This window comes from Pseudomonas sp. VI4.1 (genome assembly GCF_002029345.1).
Classification (GTDB): domain Bacteria; phylum Pseudomonadota; class Gammaproteobacteria; order Pseudomonadales; family Pseudomonadaceae; genus Aquipseudomonas.
In genome coordinates, this window is record NZ_MULM01000181.1 from 115,922 (window position 1) to 137,503 (window position 21,582).

Below are 21,582 nucleotides of genomic sequence, written 5' to 3' on the forward strand. Positions count from 1 at the left end.
ACGCGCAAAGCCCCGACGGTCGAATCGGGGCTCATTCATGACCTATCGCAGATTACTGCGCCTGGTAAATCTGATCGAACACGCCACCGTCATTGAAAAATTTCGGTTGCGCGGTTTTCCAGCCGCCGAAGTCCTTGTCGATGGTCACCAGGTCCAGGGTCGGGAACTGTTTGGCATACTTGGCTGCGACGTCCTTGTCACGTGGACGATAGAAGTTTTTCGCCGCGATTTCCTGACCCGCAGGGCTGTACAGGTGTTTCAAATAGGCTTCGGCAATTTCAGTGTTGCCCTTTTTCTCGGCGTTTTTGTCGACGACTGCCACCGGGGGCTCGGCGAGGATCGACAGCGAAGGCACCACAATGTCGAACTTGTCGGCGCCACCCTCTTCTTTCAGCGCCAGGAAAGCTTCGTTTTCCCAGGCCAGCAACACGTCGCCCTGACCGTTGTTGACGAAGGTGATGGTCGAACCGCGAGCGCCGGTGTCCAGCACGGGAACGTGCTTGAACAGGGTCTGCACGTATTCCTTGGCCTTGGCTTCGTCACCGCCGTTGGCTTTGAGGCCATAGGCCCAGGCTGCCAGGAAGTTCCAGCGTGCACCGCCGGAGGTTTTCGGGTTCGGGGTGATGACTTCCACACCATTCTTGGTCAAGTCGCCCCAATCCTTGATGCCTTTGGGATTGCCCTTGCGCACCAGGAACACGATGGTCGACGTGTACGGCGTGCTCGCCTCTGGCAGACGTTTCTGCCAGTCGGCCGGCAGGGTCTTGCCAAGCTTGGCGATTTCATCGATATCACCCGCCAGGGCCAGCGTCACCACGTCGGCGCGCAGACCGTCGATCACCGCCCGGCCCTGTTTGCCCGAGCCACCATGGGATTGCTGGACTTTCACGTTGTCGCCCGGATGTGCTTTCTTCCAGAAACTGACGAATTCGGCGTTGTAGTCCTGATACAGCTCACGGGTCGGGTCGTACGACACGTTGAGCAGTTCGTAATCCTTGGCGACCGCGGAACCAGCAAATAGGGCGCTGGCCAGGGCGGCCAAAGCGAAATGACGAATCGACGACATGGTGAAAGCTCCTGGAATTCTGTGGGTGATGGCTTTTCTTATGGATTTGTTGGGATCGCGGCTGCCGGTTAAAAGATCACCGCCTTCGGTAGCGCCCACCTCGGTCCCCCCGCAGGAGCTGCCGCAGGCTGCGATCTTTTGATCTTCTGTTTCAGCTCGGTTTATTGCTCGGGTTCTGCAAACGGAATTTTTCCTTGCGTTCGATCTGAACCACCTGCGCGTTGTGCACAGTGATTTCAACAGCGCCGAACCGCAGGTCGCGCAAGGCACTCTGGATTTCACGCAAGATGGTGGCTTCGTCTTGACCGTCAACGCTACGTAGGGATGCGCTCATGGTGCTGCTCCTTCGACTGAGAGGTTGCCTGGCAGTGGGCGGCACTGCTTGCGGCGTGAGAGCAATAGTAGGTAAGCGCGGATATTCTTAAAAAGACTATTTAAGAATGTTTATATAACTAAATGACTAAACGCCCATGTAGGAGCCGGCTTGCCGGCGAGGGCATCTTCATGGGCGCTGCGGGACTTGAAGCCGCCTTCGCTGGCTAGCCAGCTCCTACAAGGGAGGGGGATCGTTCGGTGTCTAGCGAATTTCCGGTGCCCGCATCCAGTCCAGCTGCCCAGCCGGCACCGGTCGCCCAAACCAGTAGCCCTGCCCAAGATCGCAACCGTGCTCAAGCAGGAAACCCGCCTGCTCGACCTGCTCGATCCCTTCGGCATGCACCTGCATCCCCATGCTCTGCGCCAGGGCAATGATCACCCGCACAATCGCCGCGTCATCCTCATCCCAAGGCAACCCCGCGACAAATCCCTGATCGATCTTGAGCTTCTGCACCGGCAATCGCTTGAGGCGCAGTAACGATGAATAGCCGGTACCGAAGTCATCGATGGCCAGACGCACACCCAGTTCGCGCAGTCGATGCATCTGCTCCAGCGCCACTTCCGGATCTTCCATCACCGCACTTTCAGTGACTTCCAGTTCCAGGCAGGCCGGATCGAGCCCGGTTTCGTGCAGTATTTTTGCCACCTGCTGAAACAACTCACGGTGAGCGAACAATCGCGAGGAGACATTCACCGCCACAAACGACAACGCCACACCGGCTTGCAGCCACTGGCACATTTGCCGACAAGCCTGCTGCATCACCCAGGCATCGATCTGCGCAATCAATCCGGTGCGTTCGGCAATGGGAATGAACTCTGCCGGCGGCACCAGCCCACGCTGTGGATGCTCCCAGCGCACCAGCGCCTCGACGCCAATCAGGCGGCAGGTCCTGAGGTCGTGAACCGGCTGGTAGTACACACGCAGTTCCTGCTGCTCCAGCGCACGGCGCAGCTCAACCGCCGTCTCGACCCGTTGCTGGGCGTGGGCAGTCAGCTCTTCCGTGTAGAGGGCGTAGCCGTCCCGGCCAGCACCTTTGGCCTTGAACAGCGCCGAGTCGGCGTTACGCAGCAGCTGTTCAGCGCTCAACGCATCAGCAGGAAACAGGCTGATACCGATGCTGGTATTGATAAACAGCTGATGCCCGTCAATCAGGAACGGCTGCTTGAAGCCATCGATGATCCGCTGAGCCAGCGCCGCCGCCTGCATCAGCTGCGGACAGTTCTCGGCCAGCACGGCGAACTCATCACCACCCAGCCGCGCCAGGGTAATCCCCTGGCCGAACAGGGCTTGCAACCGTTCGGCCACGGCCTTGAGCAGCTGATCACCGATCGTGTGCCCGAGGCTGTCGTTGATCATCTTGAAATGATCCAGATCAATCAGCAGTAACGCACAACCACGCTTGTTAACCTGCGCCGAAGCCAGCGCCTGTTCGGTGCGGTCGGTGAACAGCAAGCGGTTGGGCAGGTCGGTCAGCGGGTCATGGTGTGCCAGGTGCTTGAGTTGATGTTCAGAGTTCTTGATCGCGCTGATGTCGGAAAACACCGCCACGTATTGGCTGAGCCGTCCCAGATCGTCGTGAATGATGCGGATCGTCTGCCATTGCGGGTAGATCTCGCCGCATTTGCGCCGGTTCCAGATTTCCCCGCTCCACTCGCCGACGCTATTGAGTGTCGCGAACATTGCCTGGTAGAAACTGGGCGGATGATGTCCCGACTTGAACAGGCTCGGGCGCTGACCCAGCACTTCTTCACGCAGGTAACCGGTGATTTCCATGAACGCCCGATTCACGTGAACAATCAGTCCATTGCTATTGGTGACCAGCACCCCTTCACGGGTGCAATCGAACACCGCGGCCGCCTGTCGCAAACGTTCCCGGTCTTCACCGTGCTCACGCAACCTGGCGCCGACCCCCAGGCAGCGGAACAAACGCGCACGGGCCAGGAATATCAATCCGGCGCTGCACACGACCCAGGCGTAACCGTTGATCAGCTGCCATCGCTGTAACGCCTCGGAGCTATCGAAGAAACTGCTCAATAAATGACCGCTCAATTGCAGCCAGACTATTGAAACCAGAAGGTAGAGCAGCGCGACGCGCAGAGCATCGCGATAGATAGCAGACATTCGGCCGTCCATGTCCTTTCGAAAGGATGGGATTATAGGTTAAAGAAACATCCAGCCACTCTTATCTGAAAGGGTGACTGGTTTTATCTGTAGGCTCAGTGATAATGCAACGGCTGTTTTTTTCTTTATCGAGGGCCCATTAGCCTATGTGGTACGAAGGTTTTCTCGGCTTGTCGCCCTGGTCACTGGTGGCAGTCACCCTGCTGATGACCCACGTGACGATCATTGGCGTCACGGTCTATCTGCACCGTTATTCAGCCCATCGCTCGCTTGAGCTCAATGCCGGCCTGAAACATTTCTTCCGCTTCTGGTTGTGGTTGACCACAGCCCAGAACACCCGCGAGTGGACCGCTATCCACCGCAAGCATCACGCCAAATGCGAAACCGAAGATGACCCGCACAGCCCGGTCATCAAGGGGTTGTCCACCGTCCTGCGCAAAGGTGCCGAGCTGTACCGCGCCGAAGCGGAAAACCCCGAGACCTTGCGTATCTACGGCAAGAACTGCCCCGACGACTGGATCGAACGCAACCTGTATACCCGTTTCCCCCTGCTGGGTGTGGCGATCATGGGCGTTATCGACCTGCTGCTGTTCGGCACCATCGGTATCACCATCTGGGCCATCCAGATGATGTGGATCCCGGTCTGGGCTGCCGGCGTGGTCAACGGCCTGGGCCATGCCATTGGCTACCGCAACTTCGAATGCCGCGATGCGGCGACCAATCTGGTGCCTTGGGGCATCCTGATCGGCGGCGAAGAACTGCATAACAACCATCACACTTACCCGAACTCGGCGAAACTGTCGGTGAAGAAGTGGGAATTCGATCTCGGCTGGGCCTGGATACAAGTCTTCAGTTTCTTCCGCTTGGCCAAGGTCCAGCGCGTCGCGCCGATTGCCCACCGGGTCGAAGGTAAAGGCAACCTGGACATGGACACCGCCATGGCCATCCTCAACAACCGCTTCCAGATCATGGCCCAGTACCGCAAGCTGGTAATCGCCCCGCTGGTCAAGCAAGAGCTGGAAAAGGTCGATCATTCGGTTCGTCACCAGTTCCACCGGGCCAAGCGCCTGCTCTCGCGGGAAACCAGCCTGCTGGATGAAAAACACCACCTGCGCATCCAGACCATGCTCGAGCACAGTCAGGCGCTGAAGGTCATCTACGAGAAACGCCTGGCCTTGCAACAGATCTGGCTCAAGACCAGCTCGAATGGTCACGACATGCTGGCCGCCATCAAGGATTGGGTCCACGAAGCCGAAGCCAGCGGAATCCAATCGCTGCGCGACTTCGCCGATCAGTTGAAAACTTACTCCCTGCGCCCTGCAACAACCACCTGACGGGTGAGGGAGCTTGCTCCCGCTCTGCGACAAGGCCGCCGCAAAGCCTGCTGACGCGTTTTAACGGATAAAACGCGTCAGCCATACCGCCTGGCGGGAGCAAGCTCTCTCGCCACGAAACGCGGGAACTTCATTTCAATTCCCCTATCTCAAAGACACTTCGCCATCCAGGCGGGCTTTGTGGTGGCCGCTTTCGAACCTCGAGCGGCATCCGCCCTTTGAGACTTTGTATCGATGGTCAATAGAAGCCTACAAGACTCATCCCTCCCACAGTGGCCCGAGGCCGCGCAGACGCTAATGGCGCTGATTCATGCCCAAAGCGAAGTGGCGCGCCTGAGCGAACGCGAACAGCTGTTCAGCTCCCTGCTGGTGAGCGTCAACGCGGTGCTTTGGGCATTCGACTGGGAAGCCCGCCAGATGCTCTATGTGAGCCCGGCCTACGAGCGGATTTTTGGCCGTTCCGCCGGCCTTTTACTGGCCGACTACAACCAATGGCGCGACAGCATTTACCCCGACGACCTGGACTATGCCGAGCGCAGCCTGGCCGACGTATTGGTCAAAGGCGCCGTTGAGAACCGTGAGTACCGCATCATTGCCGCCGACGGCCAGGTACGCTGGCTGAGTGACAAGTGCTTCATCAACCGCCTGGCCGAGCCGGGACAGCCGGTGATCATCGTCGGAATCGCCGAAGACATCACCGACAAGAAGCACATGGAAACCGAACTCCACCGCCTGGCTACCACAGATGGGCTAACCCAGAGCAGCAACCGCCGACACTTCTTCGAATGCGCCAACCACGAATTCGAACAGGCGCGAAATCAAGGCGCGCCTCTGTCGTTCCTGATCCTGGACATCGATGATTTCAAAGTGATCAATGACACCTATGGCCACCAGGTGGGCGATAGCGTGCTGCAACGGATCGCCGAGAGCGGTCGAGGTTCCTTGCGGCGTGGTGATGTATTCGGGCGGATCGGCGGTGAGGAGTTCGCGGCGGTATTCCCCGGTTGTGCACCGGACATGGCCCTGCAAGTGGCCGAGCGCCTGCAGCGGGAAATTCAGCGGTTGAGCTTCTGCCATGACGACCAGACGTTCGGCATCACCATCAGCCAGGGCCTGACCAGCCTCACGGCCGAGGATGAAAACATCGACGCCCTGTTCGCCCGCGCCGATGCGGCGATGTACGAGGCGAAGCGTCAGGGCAAGAATCGCATCCTCTGCGGCTAGGCTTGCGTTTGGCGCAAACGCATCAATTCCGGCACTCCGATCTTGAGCAAACGCGCCGTTCGGCCCTTCGCCAGCGCCTCAATGTCCTCCTGCCCGGTCAGGCGCGCCAACTGCGCAGCCATGTTCATTACCAGTGCTTCTCTGGAATAAACCCCACCACCCAGCTCGTAGACCGCCGCAATCAGCCCTCGCAACTGCAGTGGCAAACGCCAACGGGTACGCAACGCCGAACCATAAGCCGCGCCGAATTGCGCCAGCGCGTTCCCCACCTCCTCCCACTCATCCAGCTCACCCCCGGCTTGTTTCCATTCCTGCAAAGACCGCAACAACGCCAGTTCGCCCAGTCGATGCAGCATGCCGGCGCAATAACAGCGCTCCTGATCCAGATCCAGCAAGTGCGCCAGGGCCCGCGCATATTCGGCGGTGTGCAGCGACAGTTCACAATAACGCTCGGCGTAATCCGCCAGGCACCGATCGCTGAACCGCGCACTGCGCCTGAGGGCCAAACCCAGCACCAGGTTCATGCTTTGTTCGATGCCAAGACGCTGCAGCGCCTGGGACAGGGTCTGTACGGCAACACCCTGATACTGGGCCGCGCTGTTGGCGGCGGCGATCAGCACGGCGGTGATCTGCGGATCGGTACGGAGCTCGTCATGCAACAGCGTCAGATCGATGCTGTCGGGATTGAGGCTGCGCTTGAGCGCCAACTGCACGTCGGTCATCAGCGATGCGCCATCAGCCAGTTCGCGTCGGCGCTCCAGGAAAACCGACAAGGTCATGCCCGGCGCCAGCGTCGGCCCATCGCACAATACCTGCTCGCCAGCATTGAGCAGCAAACCCTGCAGACGCCGGGTCAGGCTTGCCATGTTCAGGGGTTTGGTCAGATAGGCCGCAGGCGCCAGAGGCAAGGCTTGGCGCACGCTGGCACTGTCGTTACGGCTGCTCATCAGAATGAATGGCAGTGGCGGATTACGTTTGCGCTGGCGAACACTGCGCAACACATTCAAGCCATCGATGCCGGGCAACTCCCTGTCAACGATCACCAGGTCGTAGGGATATTCCGCGAGCAAGCGCAATGCTTCCTGACCATCGGCACACAGATTCAGCCGTACGTCGCAGCGCACGCTCAACAGTACTTGCTTGAGCAGGTCACGGGACCAGGAGTCGGCCTCGGCAATCAGCACACGCGGTACAGCAGGTAACACCACAGCGGTCATCTGCACACTCCATTGGCAAATGCGTGCACCTTACTCAAGGCGAGACATTCGTTACAGCCCGGAGGGTTTCGGGAGCCAAAAAAACCCGCCGAAGCGGGTTTTTTGTCGATCAGCTCACACTTTCATCAGAGCACTTTAAATCAAAGCTCCGCGAAGCACTCTTCGATGATTGCCAGACCTTTGTCCAGTTGCTCATCCGGCGAAGTCAGTGGTACCAACACACGCAGAACGTTGCCGTAAGTGCCGCAGGACAGCAGGATCAGGCCCTTGTCGCGAGCCTTGGCCACAACGGCGGCTACCGCTGGAGCGTTCGGCTTGCGGCTGTCGCCATCAACGAACAACTCGACCGCGATCATCGCGCCCAGGGCACGCACTTCGCCGATCACCGGGTATTTGGCCTGAATGGCTTTCAGGCCAGTGACCAGACGCTCGCCGACAGCCTTGCAGCGGTCCAGCAGGTGTTCTTCTTCGAACACTTCCATCACGGCCAGGGCCGCGGCGCAAGCGATCGGGCTACCGGCGTAGGTGCCGCCCAGGCCGCCTGGCGCGATGGCGTCCATGTATTCGGCCTTGCCGCACACACCGGCCAGCGGGAAGCCGCCAGCGATGGATTTGGCGAAGGTGGTCAGGTCGGCGGCAACGCCCATCTGCTCCATGGCGAAGAAGGTGCCGGTACGGCCAGCGCCAGTCTGCACTTCGTCAGCGATCAGCAGGATGCCGTGCTGGTCGCACAGTGCGCGCAGACGCTTCATGAACTCTTTAGGCGCGACGTAGAAACCGCCTTCGCCCTGGACCGGCTCGATGATGATGGCGGCGATGTCACGCGGTTCGGCGTCGTTCTTGAAGATGCGTTCGATGCTGGCGATCGAATCGTCGATGCTCACGCCGTGCAGTTCGTTCGGGTACAGCGCGCGGAAGATGCCGCCTGGCATCAGGCCCATGCCGGCCGAGTAAGGCACGACTTTACCAGTCAGGCCCAGGGTCATCATGGTGCGACCGTGGTAAGCGCCGGTGAACGCGATCACGCCGGCACGGCCAGTGGCGGCACGGGCGATTTTCACGGCGTTCTCTACAGCTTCGGAACCGGTGGTCACCAGCAGGGTTTTCTTGGCGAAATCACCTGGCACCTTGGCGTTGATTTTTTCGCACAGTTCAACGTATGGCTCGTAGGCCAGTACCTGGAAGCAAGTGTGAGTCAGCTTGTTCAGCTGCGCGGTCACGGCGGCGATGATTTTCGGGTGCAGGTGACCGGTGTTCAACACGGCGATACCGCCGGCGAAGTCGATGAACTCGCGACCTTCAACGTCGGTCACTGTGGCGTTCTTCGCGGACTCGGCGAAGATCGGGTGAATCTGGCCAACACCGCGTGGTACAGCGGCTTCGCGGCGTTTCATCAGGGATGCGTTAGTCTTGCTCATACAGTCCTCATTCACCGCTCATCGGGCGGCGTGGTTCAAGGAAAATGCGGCGGGGAGGCAACTGCGGCAGCATGCGATGATCGACTGCCACAGCTTTCCCGGCCACAGAGAAAATTCCATTTGAAGCGCAGAAAGGGACAGCGCTCTCGTGCCCTTTCCGCTTGAAGCAATGCCTATTGCCGAGCTTAGATGCCCAGGCAGAGGTATTTGATTTCCAGGTAATCTTCGATGCCGTACTTGGAGCCTTCACGGCCCAGGCCCGACGCCTTGATGCCGCCGAACGGCGCGACTTCGTTGGAGATCAACCCGGTGTTGACGCCGACCATGCCGTATTCCAGGGCTTCAGCCACACGGAACACACGACCCAGGTCACGGGCATAGAAATACGAAGCCAGGCCGAACTCGGTGTCGTTGGACATCGCGATCACTTCGGCTTCGTCTTTGAAGCGGAACAGCGGCGCCAATGGACCGAAGGTTTCTTCCTTGGCCACCGCAGCGTTCTTCGGCACGTTGGTGAGGATAGTCGGCTCGAAGAAGTTGCCTTCCATGACCTTGCCACCCGCCAGAACGGTTGCGCCTTTGCTGACGGCATCAGCGATGTGCTCTTGAACCTTGGCCACGGCTTTTTCATCGATCAGCGGACCGGTAGTGGTGCCGTCTTCCAGACCGTTACCGATCTTGAGCTTGGCCACGGCCACTTTCAGCTTCTCGGCGAACGCGTCGTAGACCGAATCCTGGATGTACAGACGGTTGGCACAGACGCAGGTCTGGCCGTTGTTGCGGTACTTGGAAATGATCGCGCCTTCGACGGCCTTATCCAGGTCCGCGTCGTCGAACACGATGAACGGCGCGTTGCCGCCCAGTTCCAGCGAGACTTTCTTGATGTCCTTGGCGCATTCGGCCATCAGCTGACGACCGATTTCGGTCGAGCCGGTGAAGGACAATTTGCGCACGATCGGGTTGCTGGTCAGCTCGCTGCCGATGTCGCCGGCGCTGCCGGAAACAACGCTGAACACACCGTTCGGAATGCCGGCACGCTGGGCCAGCTCGGCCAGAGCAAATGCGGAAAACGGGGTTTGCGAAGCAGGCTTGAGCACCATGGTGCAACCGGCAGCCAGCGCTGGACCCGCCTTGCGGGTGATCATCGCGGCCGGGAAGTTCCACGGAGTGATAGCAGCGGTCACGCCGATTGGCTGCTTGATCACGATCAGGCGCTTGTCCGGCTGGTGGCCGGGAATCACATCACCGTAGATGCGCTTGGCTTCTTCGGCGAACCACTCGATAAAGGAAGCGGCGTAAACGATCTCGCCCTTGGCTTCGGCCAGTGGCTTGCCCTGTTCCAGGGTCATCAGGCGAGCGAGGTCGTCCTGGTTCTCGATGATCAGTTCGAACCAGCGACGCAGCTTGTTCGCGCGATCCTTGGCGGTCAGTGCACGCCAGGCCGGCAGCGCCTTGTCAGCGGCTTCGATCGCACGGCGGGTTTCGGCAGCGCCCATTTTCGGCACAGTACCCAGAATTTCGCCCGTTGCCGGGTTGTTGACCTTGATCGTCTGACCATTGTCCGCATCGACCCAAGCGCCATCGATAAAGGCTTGCTGGCGGAACAACTGGGTGTCTTTAAGCTGCATGTCGGCTTTCCTTAACAGCACCGCGACCAGCGCGGAGCGAATTATGATTGTAGAAAGGCGCCTCGAAGGCTGCCGTCAGGGAAATCATTCACCGGGCTGAAGCACATAAATAGCGCACGGATTGGACTCGTGCGGTTCAGCACCCAGACAAGAGCGTTTGAAATCTCAAACGAATCCTAGGATCAAAGGGGGTAAAGGACAATAGCCTGTTCGAAAAAAAGAACGAAAACGGCGCATTTGCGGGTTTTTTCTGATCAGCGTAGTAAAGGGTCGTTACAGGCCCGAAAACACAGGCGATTCAGCAGCATGGACGCCCGCATCGCTTATGAGTATCATGGCGCCCGCATTGCACCAGTAGCTCAGCTGGATAGAGTACTGCCCTCCGAAGGCAGTGGTCGTGGGTTCGAATCCCGCCTGGTGCACCATACGTAGAAACGAGAAAGCCTCAGATCGCAGGGTCTGGGGCTTTTTTGTGGGTGGCGTTTCGGGGCGGATCCCTGAAAAATTCAGTAGTTCGGTCAAACCGAACTACTGAATTCTGAAGATCGTTTTGTACAACCGAACGAGTATCACACCTCGCGAACCGGTTTCCAGGTATGCGGCAGTAGCTTCGGTATCGCCCCCCGCTCCGAAGGCTCGATACTTGGGTATTTCTTGGGTGGTTTCTTTGGTAGTCCCCGACCATTTGGCACTCTGACAATCGCCGTCACCACTCGCCCAACATCCGAAGTTGCACGATCGACCTGCACGATACCCTTCCGCCGTCGCTGCCAATTCAGCGACCGGGCTTGGTAACCCGAGAGTTGAGCGCAACAGCGCCCCCATCAGATTTGCAGGCGTTTTTTTATGCCCGCAGTTTTGAGTTATGGCCGCTGTGCGTGGGACGTCTTCGGGCGTGCCGGATTCCTTGACTCCCGGTTTACCAACCTGCGCTCAGCTGCCACCCATTCACTTGGTAACGAAAAAGTGGCAGTTCCTCGTCAAGGAGCTAGACCATGCGCAACAAAAATCCGTCCGAAATTCGTTTTGCCCTTCAACGCGATCTTGAATCGCAATCCCACCTCACCTCCGTCAATGGAGGTGGCATATGATCGACCCATCAGAGCTGAAAACCATCGGCTTAACGCCTGCCATCTACTGCTCGGATCAGGCGGTGTTCCACGTCACTCGCGGTGTGCCTCTCGGCGATGCGTTAGGCATGGCTTCCGATTTTCTGTTCCTCGCCGAAGCACTGTCCAAAGACGCTGCCTACGACAGGGAAAGCGATCGTTACACCTGGGCTGCGCGTTATTTGACGGCGCTGAGTAAGGCGCTGGTTGATGATGTGGGGAAAGTGCTGACGCGAGGACCAGCGTTGCGGAAGGAACAAGCCGCAGAATAGCGGTAGCCCACCATTCAAATTGCAGGTCCTCATTTTGTAGGGATCTGCAATTTGAAAGAGTAGGTAAGTGCTGCGTTGCTTCGCTTCAATGCCATTAAGGAGTGCGTAAAGCTCTGCGAACACCGTTTCGGCAGCTTGCTCCTGGCGGTGTTGCGATGATGGACTCAAGGGCGATGCGTTTATTCAGAAAGAACGCGTTAGCGTTAACGTCCATCGCGAGCAAGCTTGCTCCTACAAGGCGCAGCGCTCCACCTGACAGTTGGCGTTTGCCGCTAAGGCGTTCTTTCATTCAGTCGTCCAGTCGAACTCGTCGTATTCATCATCGTCGTCTTCGTCCTCGATCAATTCATCATCAAGGACGTCTTCCTCAAGCGCTTCCTCTGCCTGCTTCGCCAGCAGAAACTCCTTACGACTCTCAGTCACTGCTCGCCGCAGTTCCTCACCCTTGACCGGGCAATTGAGCATTTGGGCGATGCGGTCGATTTTTTTTGCCACGGCATCCTCCAACGCATCGGCTATGGGCCGATAGTGCGCGCTTTCGGGTGGCGATGCCAAATTGGCGACCGTTCTTTCTCCTCAGTTTGTCTTCAATGCCTTAAGTCGGGCCGTGAGGTTCTCCTTGGGAAAGCGTTTGTGCAGCTGGGCTATCAAGTCGTCGGCGGCTTTGGTCTGACCGGCGCTTTGCAAGCGAAGAACTTCATACAACTGCTCGTCCAGTGTTTTCACCGGCGCTGCAACACGCTTGCTGGCCTTCGCTTCGTCGACCATTTCAGCGTTGATCGATTCGCTTTGCGCGGGAGCAGCGTAATCGGCCATGGGCGCAGCAGGTGCAGGGGCGGACATAGCGCCGGCCGGGGCAGCAAGAGAGCGTGCAGCCGACGGGGGTGCTGGTGCGGCTTCTTTTTTGGCGACCGGCGCGGATATTTTTGGCGCTGGGGCGAAGTCGTAGCTCGGCGTCTGTTCTGGCGTGCGCTGCACCAAAGCAAGCATCAGGGCCACGCCGATCAGGCTGGCAAATGCGACTTGCCAACGAGGCTTCTGGCAGGCCTGGACCCAGCGTTGCCACAGGCTCGGCTTCGGCACGGGCACTTCCCGGTGTGCAGTGGCCAGGATAAAGGCGTCGAGATGTGCCGGTGGTTCACCAGCCCCGTGTTCACGATAGTGCTGGAGCACTTCGTCTTTCGGTGTCTTGCGGGCGTCAGTCATGTCAGTACCTCCTCGGCCAGCAGCCGACGCAGTTTTTGCTGGGCGTAGCGCAAGCGGCTCTTGACGGTTTCCAGCGGTGTTTCGGTGAGGGCGGCGATCTGCGGCAAATCGAGATCGCTGTAGGCGCGCAGCAGGAACACTTCGCGCTGGTCGGCGGGCAAGGTTTGCAGGGCGGCTTCAAGGCGCTGTGAGTCGCGGCTCAGGCTCAGCAGTTGTTCAGGATCGGCTGCCTCGTCGGCCAGGGCATGGGCCTGTTCGTCGTAGCTGTCGTGCAGCGGTTGATGAACTCCGTTCTTGCGCCAGTGATCGATCAGACGATTGCGGGCAATCTGGTAGAGCCAGGTACGAAAAGTCGCCCGACCTTGTGGCTGACTACCACTGCGGATCAAGCTCAGCCAGGTTTCCTGATAGACCTCCTCGGCGAGTTCAGCCCTGCCGCTCAACCCTAGCAAAAACCTGTACAACCCCTGACGATGGCGCGCGTACAAAATCTCGAACGCCGCGCCGTCGCCCTCGCGGTAACGGGCCAGCAGCGATTCGTCGCTGCTGGCCTCGGTGCTGTTTGCGGGCGCAAACAGCTGGCTGATGAACCCCTTCAATCGGCTCACTATTCAATCCGTCGTTCAGTGGCAGTTGGATTCGACGCCGTGGTGCTGCGCAAGCTCTGCGCCAGTTCCACCAATTGCACGAACTCGCTGCGCACGCCGAAACGATCATCGCCTCGGGCGCCACGAGCCAGTGCTTCGGTGTCTTTGAGGCTGAACTCGCCGGTGTAGCGTCCGTCCTTGAGCTGTTGGGAGAACGCTGCCACTGCCGCTGCAAAGCGCAGGTCATCGCTGGCTTTGCCGGCCAGGTCGTTAACGATCGGGTGTTCGATCAGGCGACTATTCCCACCCTCTGGCAACTGATAGCGAACTCGCAACATCGCCAATTCCCCGGTATTCACGGAAACATCGGCTGTGGATTTGCCATACCGCAATGGCTCCAACCAGCCCTTCTCCCCCTTGGGCACAATTTCATACAACGCCGTCACGGTATGGCCTGCACCGATTTCACCCGCATCGACTTTGTCATTGCTGAAATCCTCACGCTTCAGCGCCCGATTCTCATACCCCAACAACCGATACTCACTGACCTGCGCCGGGTTGAACTCCACTTGCAGCTTCACGTTCTTCGCCACGACGGCGAGGGTCGAACCGAGCTGATCCACCAGCACCTTGCGCGCCTCGCGCAGGTTGTCGATGTAGGCGTAGTTGCCATCGCCGGCATCGGCCAGTTGCTCCATCAGGTGTTCATTGTAGTTATCCACACCAAACCCCAGGGTGGTCAGGGACACGCCAGTCTTGCGCTTTTCCACAGCCATTTGCTTGAGGCTGTCAAAGTCGCTGATGCCGACGTTGAAGTCGCCGTCGGTGGCCAACAGGATGCGGTTGATGCCCTTGGGAATAAACGCTTGTTGTGCCATTTGATAAGCCAGTTCGATCCCCGACGCCCCGGCGGTGGAGCCGCCTGCGGTCAATTGATCGATGGCTGTACGAATTTTCGCTTTTTCCCGTCCGGAAGTCGGTTCCAGGACCACGCGCGAATCGCCGGCGTAGACCACCAATGACACCCGATCCTGCTCGCGCAACTGATCGACCAGCAGTTTCAGGGTGCTTTTGACCAGCGGCAAACCTTCGCGGCGGTCCATCGAGCCGGACACGTCCACCAGGAACACCAGGTTTGCCGGCGCCAGTTCGGCCACTGCGCGGTCCGAGGCTTTGATGCCGATGCGCAGCAATCGGGTATGCGGGTTCCACGGTGACGGCGCCAGCTCAGTGGTCACACCGAAGGGCGAGCCGTCGGTGGGCAAGGCGTAATCGTAGGGAAAGTAATTGACCATCTCCTCCAGGCGCACCGCGCCTTCGGGCGGCAAGCGCCCTTGATTCAGCAAGCGGCGGACGTTGGCATAAGCGCCGGTGTCGACGTCGGCGCTGAAGGTCGATACCGGCGATTCGGTCACGCTATGAATCGGGTTGTCGGCCAGCGCTTGATACTGTTCACGCTGCTCGTCCCGATAACCTGCCGGAGCCGATTCAGGCATCGGCGCATAACCCGCCATCGGTGCCGGTAGCACGCTGCGCTTGGCCATCGTGGCGTCCGCCATGACCGCCTCGGTACGTACCGGCGCCTCTGTTTTGAGCGCACCTTGAGCCGGCGGCGAGACCGAGGCGGATTCAGGCTTGGACGAAACGCCGCAACCGGCCATGGCCAGGAGCAACCCGACCGTGAAACCCTGGGCGGCCGGGCGGAGGAAATGCAGAGGGAGGGACATGGGGGCTGACCTCAGGAGGAAATTGATCCATTCATCCTCTGAGACGGGCAGCCCGACCGGTTCGGTTAACCCGAAATAAAAAAACTTCAGCGGTGATAACGCCGCACCACGCTGCTGTTTTTCAACACATGGCCTTTGATTTTTTCCATCAGCTGCGCGCGGCTCAGGCCGGCGGGCAAGGCGTCTGGTGCAAGGTCCAGGGCGTAGAGCTGGATGATGTAGTGATGGGAGCTGTCACCGACCGGTGGGCAGGGTCCCACGTAGCCGGTAGTACCTTTGCTGTTGCTGCCGCCCACGCCTTCGAGGGCGGATTTGGCGCCGACACCGGCCGGGATCTGGTGGGTCGCAGCCTTGATGCCATAGTGAATCCAGTGGTCGACCCCCAGGCCTTTCTGGCCGTCCGGGTCGTGCATGACGATGGCGTAGCTCAAGGTGCCCGGGGGGCCGGCGTTCCAGCTCAGTGCCGGGGACTGGTTCTTGCCGCCACAACCGGCAGCATCGCTGGCGGCTGCCGAGGTGAACAGGCGATTGTCCGAGACACCGGGGATGCTGAGGGTGAAGCGCTCCTGGGCCTGCGCCGGAAACTGCACGCAAAGGGCGACTGCAACGGCCGCCAGCCAAGGGTTCAGGGAGGTCGATCGGGTCATACCGGAGCACCTTGTGCGGGTGGGGCCATGGTCGGCGTGCAAACTATAGCCGGACCGTTGGTGCCTTGGCAGCGGGAATTGGCTGAACCTCGGAAGAAACCCCGGACTCTTAATTGAAACGTCCGTCAGGAGAGCGATCATGGCCCTGCACCGCGTCGCCCGCTTCGCCGATGTGCCCGAGAACCGTGGCCTGGAAGTCCGGATCGCGGACACTAAAATTGTCCTGCTGCGAGTCGGCGATCAATTGCGCGCCTATCAGGGTGAATGTCCCCACGCCGGAGCGCCGCTGGCCGAGGGCGCGCTGTGTCACGGACGGTTGATCTGCCCTTGGCACAAGGCCGCGTACCGGATCGAAGACGGTGCGCTCTGTGAACCGCCGTCCCTCGACAGCCTCAAGCGCTACCCGCTAGAACTGCGCGACGACGAGGTTTGGGTCGACGACCGGCCCCTGTCGGCTGGCAGCACACCGCCGGCTGACGATGAGCGCACGTTCGTGATCATCGGTGCCGGTGCCGCAGGCACGGCGGCTGCGGCGGCGCTGCGCGAAAAAGGCTTTGGCGGCCGCGTGCTGCTGATCGACCGCGAAGCCGACGCCGGCTACGACCGCACGGTGCTGAGCAAATTCGTGATCGCCGGTGAAATGCCGCCGGAGGAAGTCCCACCGTTGCGCGATGAAAGCTTCTACCACGAGCAGCGAATCGAGCGAATAAAGGGTGAAGTGGCCAGTCTGGATGCGGTGAATAAAACCCTGCGACTGGCTGACGGTCAGTCGCTGACGTATGACGCCGCGCTGCTCGCCACCGGCGGTACGCCCAACCCGCTCACGCTGCCCGGTGCCGACTTGCCGCAGGTCTTCGTGCTGCGCTCGAAGGATCAGGCGCAGCGGATTCTGGCCGCTGCGCAACCTGGCCAGCGAGCGGTGATCATCGGCGACAGTTTCATTGCCCTGGAGTCTGCTTCGGCCCTGCGCGAATACGGTCTGGACGTCACCGTTCTGGCTCGCCACGCCGTACCCTTCGCCAAGCAATTCGGCGACGCGGTCGGCAAGGCCATTCGTGCCCGGCATGTGGCCCACGGCGTGGTCTTCCACACCGATGGCGAAGCCGCGCAGATTGAAGGCACCGACAAGGTCGGAGCGGTGAAACTGGACAACGGTCAACGTTTGCCAGCGGACCTGGTGCTGGTCGGCATTGGCGTCAGCCCGGCAACTGGACCGTTTGCCGATTTGCCCAAGGAAAAAGATCAGTCACTGACGGTCGACGGCGGTATGCGCGTGACCGATGGGCTCTGGGCCGCCGGTGATATCGCGACCTTCCCGCTCAATGGCCAGCCTCAGCGTATCGAGCATTGGCGCCTGGCCCAGCAACAGGCTCGGATCGCTGCGGCGAACATGCTCGGCGGCGACGAGCACTACCTCGACGTGCCGTTTTTCTGGACCTGGCACTTCGGCAAAAACTACGACTACCTGGGCCATGCCGAGGCTTGGGACGAAGTCGAATTCAAAGGCGACCCCGACCATCCGCCCTTTATCGGCCTGTTCTGCAAGAACGGGGTGGTGGCAGCCGCCGTCGCCTGCGATGAAGAACGGGCGATGGCGATGCTGGCTGAACGGATGAAACAACCACTGCCGGTGGACGAGGCGTGGCGCTTGATTCGGGATGTTGGCTGACCATTAGCTTCACATAACCGGTGAGCTACCGCGGGCTGCGATCTTCAATTTTTGATCTTGAGATCGCAGCGCGCAGCAGCTCCTAACCGGGCGAACGTGTCAGGCTCAGGCGCGGTTCACCGGCTCTTTGCCTTCGTCATCGTCGGATGGACGACGGACCACTTTTGGATTCTCCAGAGGATGCAGGGAGAGCGGCTGCCGGGGGTCGATCGTGAAGAAGTGGCTCACCACGTGGGAAATATCGCCATCGTGGTCGTTGTGAATAGTCATCGAACCCGGGCTGCGCAGTTTGTGCAGCTTTTCACGGGTCAGCTTGAAGCTTTTGCTCAAGCCCTGATCGTCGACGACCGGGGCCGCCAGCCGACGCTGGGCGTAGCTCTTGCTTTTACGTTGTTGATAACGTGCCCAACCGATCAGTACCAGCGCGTTGAACACCGCCACCCACAAATAAATCTGCAGGGTGCCGAGGGCGTCGTACGCCGAAGCGCCAATCCGCGGACCGTCGTGGCTGACGATCAATGGCCAGATACCCAGGAACAATAGGTACAGGAATCCGGCCCAGGCCAGGACGGTGAACATGGTATCGACCACGAACAGTACTGGCCGCTGCCGGGTTGTGATGATTTTCATTTGACGATCTCCTCTTCATCGGCACCTGGCGGCCGAATGCCGCGATCTGGACTGACCCAGCGCGCACGTTTCTGACGTAGACGGAACAGCACTTTGGGAAAACTGACCAGCGTGGTGAGCAGACTGACCAACCAGAACACCAGCGGGTACCAGATCACCCAGAACATCGTCTTGCCCAAACCTTTTTCGTAGCGGCGATCGATCAGCAGACTGACGCCGAACTGCATCAGGCAGACCACTGCCAGCAGCAAGCCGGTAAACGCCGGTGGCCACATACGGGGCACCGCAATGACTTCCGGCAATGCGATGTACAGACCCACCAGCCATAGAATTATCGACAGCAGGAAAGTGAACGCCCAACCGGTGGACAGGCAGTATTCGAACAGTAACGGCCAGAGGTAACGATGACGGTACTGCCAGATGCCGCGAATGTTCTTGAACAGCACTTCCGCACCGCCCTGGGCCCAGCGCAGACGCTGTTTCCATAGACCACCCAGGGTTTCCGGCATCAGGATCCAGCACAGCGCGCGGGGCTCGTAGAAAATGCTCCAGTGATCCAGCTGCAGCTTCCAGCTGATATCGATGTCTTCGGTGATCATGTCCGTGCTCCAGTAGCCGACCCGGTGCAGGGCCGTACGACGGAAAGCAACGACCACGCCGGAGACGGTAAAGATCCGCCCGAACACGCGCTGGGTACGTTTGATCAAACCGATGATCGAGGAGAACTCGCCAACCTGCACCCGGCCGACCAGGGTCGAGCGGGTACGGATCCGCGGGTTGCCGGTCACCGCGCCGAGGCGTGGGTTCTCGAGCAACGGCGCAACCAGGTAAGCCGCAGTATGGGGTGCCAGCAGCGCATCACCGTCGATGCACACCAGGTACTCGCTACGCGCTGCAATGGCGCCCATGCGCAGGGCCACAGCCTTGCCCTGGTTCTCCGCCAGGTGCAGCACCCGCAAACGCGGATCCTGCACGGCCAAGGCGTCGAGGATGGCGCCGGTGTTGTCTTTCGAACCATCGTTGATCGCGATGACCTCGATGTTCGGGTACTGCTGGCCCAGCGCCGCATGAATGGTTTCAGTGACGTTGTCGCCTTCGTTGAAGCAAGGGATGAGGATCGAAATCAACGGCTCGCCGGCCAGCGGTGGCGGCAAGGTGTCTTCGTTCCACGGCCAGTGCCGCTCCCAGTGCAGCCAGAAATAGAGTCCCCCGGCGATCCACAGTCCCGACATGAACAGTGGATAGAAGAACACGAAGTCCATCAGGAACTGGCCAGTGAGTAGAAAGATCAGTCCGAGGGGAATCCCGAGGACGATCGCCAGAACGAGTAGAGCCAGAAGTCTATCCAGCATGTTATGGATTCCACTTGTTGGAGAGCGAGGGCCTTACGGCCTTCAGCTCTGGCAGATTGTCGAGGAAGTTGTCGGGGTAGTAACCAAAACTGGTCACGCCCTGACGCTGGAGCACTCTCATCCACTCGGCCAGTGTTCCGCCGTCGATGTCGGCATCTTCCTGTTTCGTCCAGTCCCGTGCCTGCAATTCGAACACGGTGCGATCAAGCGCACCGGGGCGAGACTTGACCGTGGCGACCAGTTTTTCGAGCCAGGCATGGGACTCTTCATAAGACTGCTTTTCCATCAACGGCATGGCCATCGGCGCCGTCCAGTCGTAAGTGCCGAGGAAATCATCCAGATTCTGTGCGTACCAGGCTTCACTCTCGGGATTGAGCATCGGCTCGGCGAAAATGTTGCGCGCCGTAGACAGCTGCGGGCCACGAATGGCGCGGACCTTGGCGGTCAGCTCCTTGGTGAAATCGATCAGGTAGCGGCTCTTGAAGCGCGTCCACCGCTGCATCACGGCAGGATCGGCGCGCAGCGCGGCAATCGAGCCGGGCAGACCATTGGCAGCATAGACTTTGAGCGCATCGGGGCCTGCGTCTTCGAAGTCCGACATTACTGCGTCATCGTGAAACAGGACACCGTCGACCGACGCCATGCGCGCGAGGTCTTCGTAGATTTCACCAATGATGCGTCTTACGTTGGGATCGTAAGGCGACAAGCGTATGTATTGCTTCGGGTCGACCGACGCCTTGCCCGTTTCCGGATCCCAGCGCGTCACGCGCGGCAGCTTCGAATCCAGGGCAAAGCTCAGCACTGGCATCCAGGCGTAGACTTTGACATGGGCGCGAGTGTGCAACTGCCAGGCCACGCGGTCAAAAATGTCGGCGGCCATCGGCAGGTGACGGTTGGGGAAGTACAGCGAATGCACCAGGCCATCACCCTTCGGATCGGCGAAGGCCTGCAGGAACACCGTATTGGCGCCCATGTCGGACATGCGCTGGATCAGTTTACCCAGGTTTCTTTCCTGCTGGGCCGGGTCCGGGTCGTAGACGTTATCCAGGTCGACGTGCACGACGCGCATCGCATTGTTCTCCTGCACCGAGACGACGCTGTTGGCGAAGCGCGCGCCTTCCGGGTCAGCAGAAACAAGGTAACGAGGGCTGCTCATCAGGGTATCGACGGTGTCGAGCCCGTCTTCGAGGGTCAAGGCCATCTGATAGCCCTGATCATTGACGATTTGCAGCGTGCTGCCGTCCGCCGCACCGTATGGCCAGACCCAGACGCGCGGCTTTTTACCGGTGACCTTGTAAATTTTCTCCGAGATCGCCGCGACGTCAACACGTTGACGGGCCTGGAACTCAGTTTCGGTTTCATAGCGTTTGGCGACGGGATCGTAACGCCGGGTTGTGGCGGCCGGCTCCAGGTTGCCCTGAGGGTTACCCAGGATACCCTTGTGATTGGCATCGGTATGCGCAGCGATTTCCACCAGTCCGGACTGGGAAACCTCCCGGACTTGATCCCAGGTCAGGAATTCCGAGCGCTTGCGCGGCATGCCGGCGAAATCCACCGGTTGGTTCGCCGGGGTGTCGAGCCAGGTTCCAACCGGCGCCAGCAATGCAGGCCATTTATAGGCACGCAGCACCGGCATCACCCGGGTATAGAAGCTCGAATAACCGTCGTCGAAACTGAGCATGACCGCTTTGGGCGGCAGATCGTGGCCGCCTTTGCGTGCCGCCAGGACCTGGTCAATGGAGACCGGCTGGTAGCCGTTCTCCCGCAACCAGGCCAGCTGCTCGATCAGGCGTTCGGTTCGCACCGCCACCACCGCCTGGTCCGGGTCCTTGTCATCGACATCGTGATAAGCGATGCCGAGTACATGGTTTTTCGGCCACGGGGTTTCGCTGGCGTCCAGCGGCCGTTCGGACGGCGGCGCAAACGCCGGTGCTTGCTGGGCACAAGCGCTGATCAACAGCACCCCCAGCAGGAGGAAGAAACGCGACATCAAGGCCAT

General features: G+C 59.8%; 18 protein-coding genes and 1 tRNA gene. 5 read left to right on the plus strand and 14 right to left on the minus strand.

Annotated elements, in window-relative coordinates; genetic code table 11:
* Positions 1-52: 52 nt before the first annotated feature.
* The 3 genes from BZ163_RS29700 to dibA form a co-directional block, all read right to left on the minus strand.
* Positions 53-1,066: a sulfate ABC transporter substrate-binding protein gene (locus tag BZ163_RS29700; RefSeq protein WP_128873887.1), complete on the minus strand. Its 1,014-nt coding sequence runs from the start codon at positions 1,064-1,066 to the stop codon at positions 53-55.
* 151 nt (positions 1,067-1,217) lie between these two features.
* Positions 1,218-1,400: a sulfur starvation response protein OscA gene (oscA, locus tag BZ163_RS29705; RefSeq protein WP_007945260.1), complete on the minus strand. Its 183-nt coding sequence runs from the start codon at positions 1,398-1,400 to the stop codon at positions 1,218-1,220.
* A gap of 243 nt (positions 1,401-1,643) precedes the next feature.
* Entirely contained in the window at positions 1,644-3,563 is a 1,920-nt protein-coding gene (gene dibA, locus BZ163_RS29710) for a phosphodiesterase DibA (protein WP_128873888.1), read from the minus strand.
* A gap of 146 nt (positions 3,564-3,709) precedes the next feature.
* On the opposite strand from dibA, the gene desA reads away from it, so the two are divergent.
* Positions 3,710-4,897: a delta-9 fatty acid desaturase DesA gene (desA, locus tag BZ163_RS29715; protein WP_128873889.1), complete on the plus strand. Its 1,188-nt coding sequence runs from the start codon at positions 3,710-3,712 to the stop codon at positions 4,895-4,897.
* Between the two features lie 234 nt (positions 4,898-5,131).
* Positions 5,132-6,121 carry a sensor domain-containing diguanylate cyclase gene (locus BZ163_RS29720; protein ID WP_128873890.1) on the plus strand — a complete coding sequence of 330 codons (990 nt, stop codon included), beginning with the start codon at positions 5,132-5,134 and terminating at the stop codon, positions 6,119-6,121.
* Here BZ163_RS29720 and BZ163_RS29725 read toward each other — a convergent pair.
* From BZ163_RS29725 to gabD, 3 genes are all read right to left on the minus strand, one after another.
* A complete protein-coding gene (locus BZ163_RS29725) occupies positions 6,118-7,338 on the minus strand; it encodes an HDOD domain-containing protein (RefSeq protein ID WP_128873891.1) in 1,221 nt (406 codons plus the stop codon). The two genes, BZ163_RS29720 and BZ163_RS29725, sit on opposite strands and share 4 nt — an antisense overlap.
* A 140-nt stretch (positions 7,339-7,478) precedes the next feature.
* Positions 7,479-8,756, minus strand: coding sequence for a 4-aminobutyrate--2-oxoglutarate transaminase (gene gabT, locus BZ163_RS29730; RefSeq protein WP_128873892.1), 1,278 nt, complete (start codon positions 8,754-8,756; stop codon positions 7,479-7,481).
* Between the two features lie 185 nt (positions 8,757-8,941).
* Positions 8,942-10,384 carry an NADP-dependent succinate-semialdehyde dehydrogenase gene (gene gabD / locus BZ163_RS29735; protein ID WP_128873893.1) on the minus strand — a complete coding sequence of 481 codons (1,443 nt, stop codon included), beginning with the start codon at positions 10,382-10,384 and terminating at the stop codon, positions 8,942-8,944.
* Positions 10,385-10,732: 348 nt separating this feature from the next.
* Here gabD and BZ163_RS29740 point away from each other — a divergent pair.
* Together BZ163_RS29740 and BZ163_RS29750 are read left to right on the plus strand one after the other, a co-directional pair.
* Positions 10,733-10,809: transfer RNA gene (locus BZ163_RS29740), tRNA-Arg, on the plus strand.
* A gap of 662 nt (positions 10,810-11,471) precedes the next feature.
* Positions 11,472-11,765, plus strand: coding sequence for a DUF3077 domain-containing protein (locus tag BZ163_RS29750; protein ID WP_128873894.1), 294 nt, complete (start codon positions 11,472-11,474; stop codon positions 11,763-11,765).
* A 285-nt stretch (positions 11,766-12,050) separates the two neighbouring features.
* Here the strand turns inward: BZ163_RS29750 and BZ163_RS29755 are convergent, their stop codons facing one another.
* The 5 genes from BZ163_RS29755 to BZ163_RS29775 all read right to left on the minus strand — a co-directional run bounded on the left by BZ163_RS29755 (position 12,051) and on the right by BZ163_RS29775 (position 15,932).
* Positions 12,051-12,320, minus strand: a complete 270-nt coding sequence (locus BZ163_RS29755) for a hypothetical protein (protein ID WP_224790924.1) — start codon at positions 12,318-12,320, stop codon at positions 12,051-12,053.
* A 21-nt stretch (positions 12,321-12,341) separates the two neighbouring features.
* Positions 12,342-12,971: a hypothetical protein gene (locus BZ163_RS29760; protein WP_128873895.1), complete on the minus strand. Its 630-nt coding sequence runs from the start codon at positions 12,969-12,971 to the stop codon at positions 12,342-12,344.
* Entirely contained in the window at positions 12,968-13,549 is a 582-nt protein-coding gene (locus BZ163_RS29765; protein ID WP_224790926.1) for an RNA polymerase sigma factor, read from the minus strand. Before BZ163_RS29765 ends, BZ163_RS29760 begins: the two co-directional genes overlap by 4 nt.
* A gap of 29 nt (positions 13,550-13,578) precedes the next feature.
* Positions 13,579-15,285, minus strand: a complete 1,707-nt coding sequence (locus BZ163_RS29770; RefSeq protein ID WP_128873897.1) for a VWA domain-containing protein — start codon at positions 15,283-15,285, stop codon at positions 13,579-13,581.
* 86 nt (positions 15,286-15,371) lie between these two features.
* Positions 15,372-15,932: a YbhB/YbcL family Raf kinase inhibitor-like protein gene (locus BZ163_RS29775; RefSeq protein WP_128873898.1), complete on the minus strand. Its 561-nt coding sequence runs from the start codon at positions 15,930-15,932 to the stop codon at positions 15,372-15,374.
* 139 nt (positions 15,933-16,071) lie between these two features.
* On the opposite strand from BZ163_RS29775, the gene BZ163_RS29780 reads away from it, so the two are divergent.
* Positions 16,072-17,601, plus strand: coding sequence for an apoptosis inducing factor family protein (locus BZ163_RS29780; protein ID WP_128873899.1), 1,530 nt, complete (start codon positions 16,072-16,074; stop codon positions 17,599-17,601).
* 105 nt (positions 17,602-17,706) lie between these two features.
* Here the strand turns inward: BZ163_RS29780 and pgaD are convergent, their stop codons facing one another.
* Genes pgaD through pgaB form a run of 3 tightly spaced genes read right to left on the minus strand, consistent with a single transcriptional unit; the run spans position 17,707 to position 21,582 of the window.
* Entirely contained in the window at positions 17,707-18,231 is a 525-nt protein-coding gene (gene pgaD / locus BZ163_RS29785; RefSeq protein ID WP_128873900.1) for a poly-beta-1,6-N-acetyl-D-glucosamine biosynthesis protein PgaD, read from the minus strand.
* Positions 18,228-19,583: a poly-beta-1,6-N-acetyl-D-glucosamine synthase gene (pgaC, locus tag BZ163_RS29790; RefSeq protein WP_128873901.1), complete on the minus strand. Its 1,356-nt coding sequence runs from the start codon at positions 19,581-19,583 to the stop codon at positions 18,228-18,230. The genes pgaD and pgaC overlap by 4 nt, the downstream gene beginning before the upstream one ends.
* Position 19,584: 1 nt before the next feature.
* On the minus strand, positions 19,585-21,582 hold the full coding sequence (gene pgaB, locus BZ163_RS29795; RefSeq protein WP_128873902.1) for a poly-beta-1,6-N-acetyl-D-glucosamine N-deacetylase PgaB: 1,998 nt from the start codon (positions 21,580-21,582) through the stop codon (positions 19,585-19,587).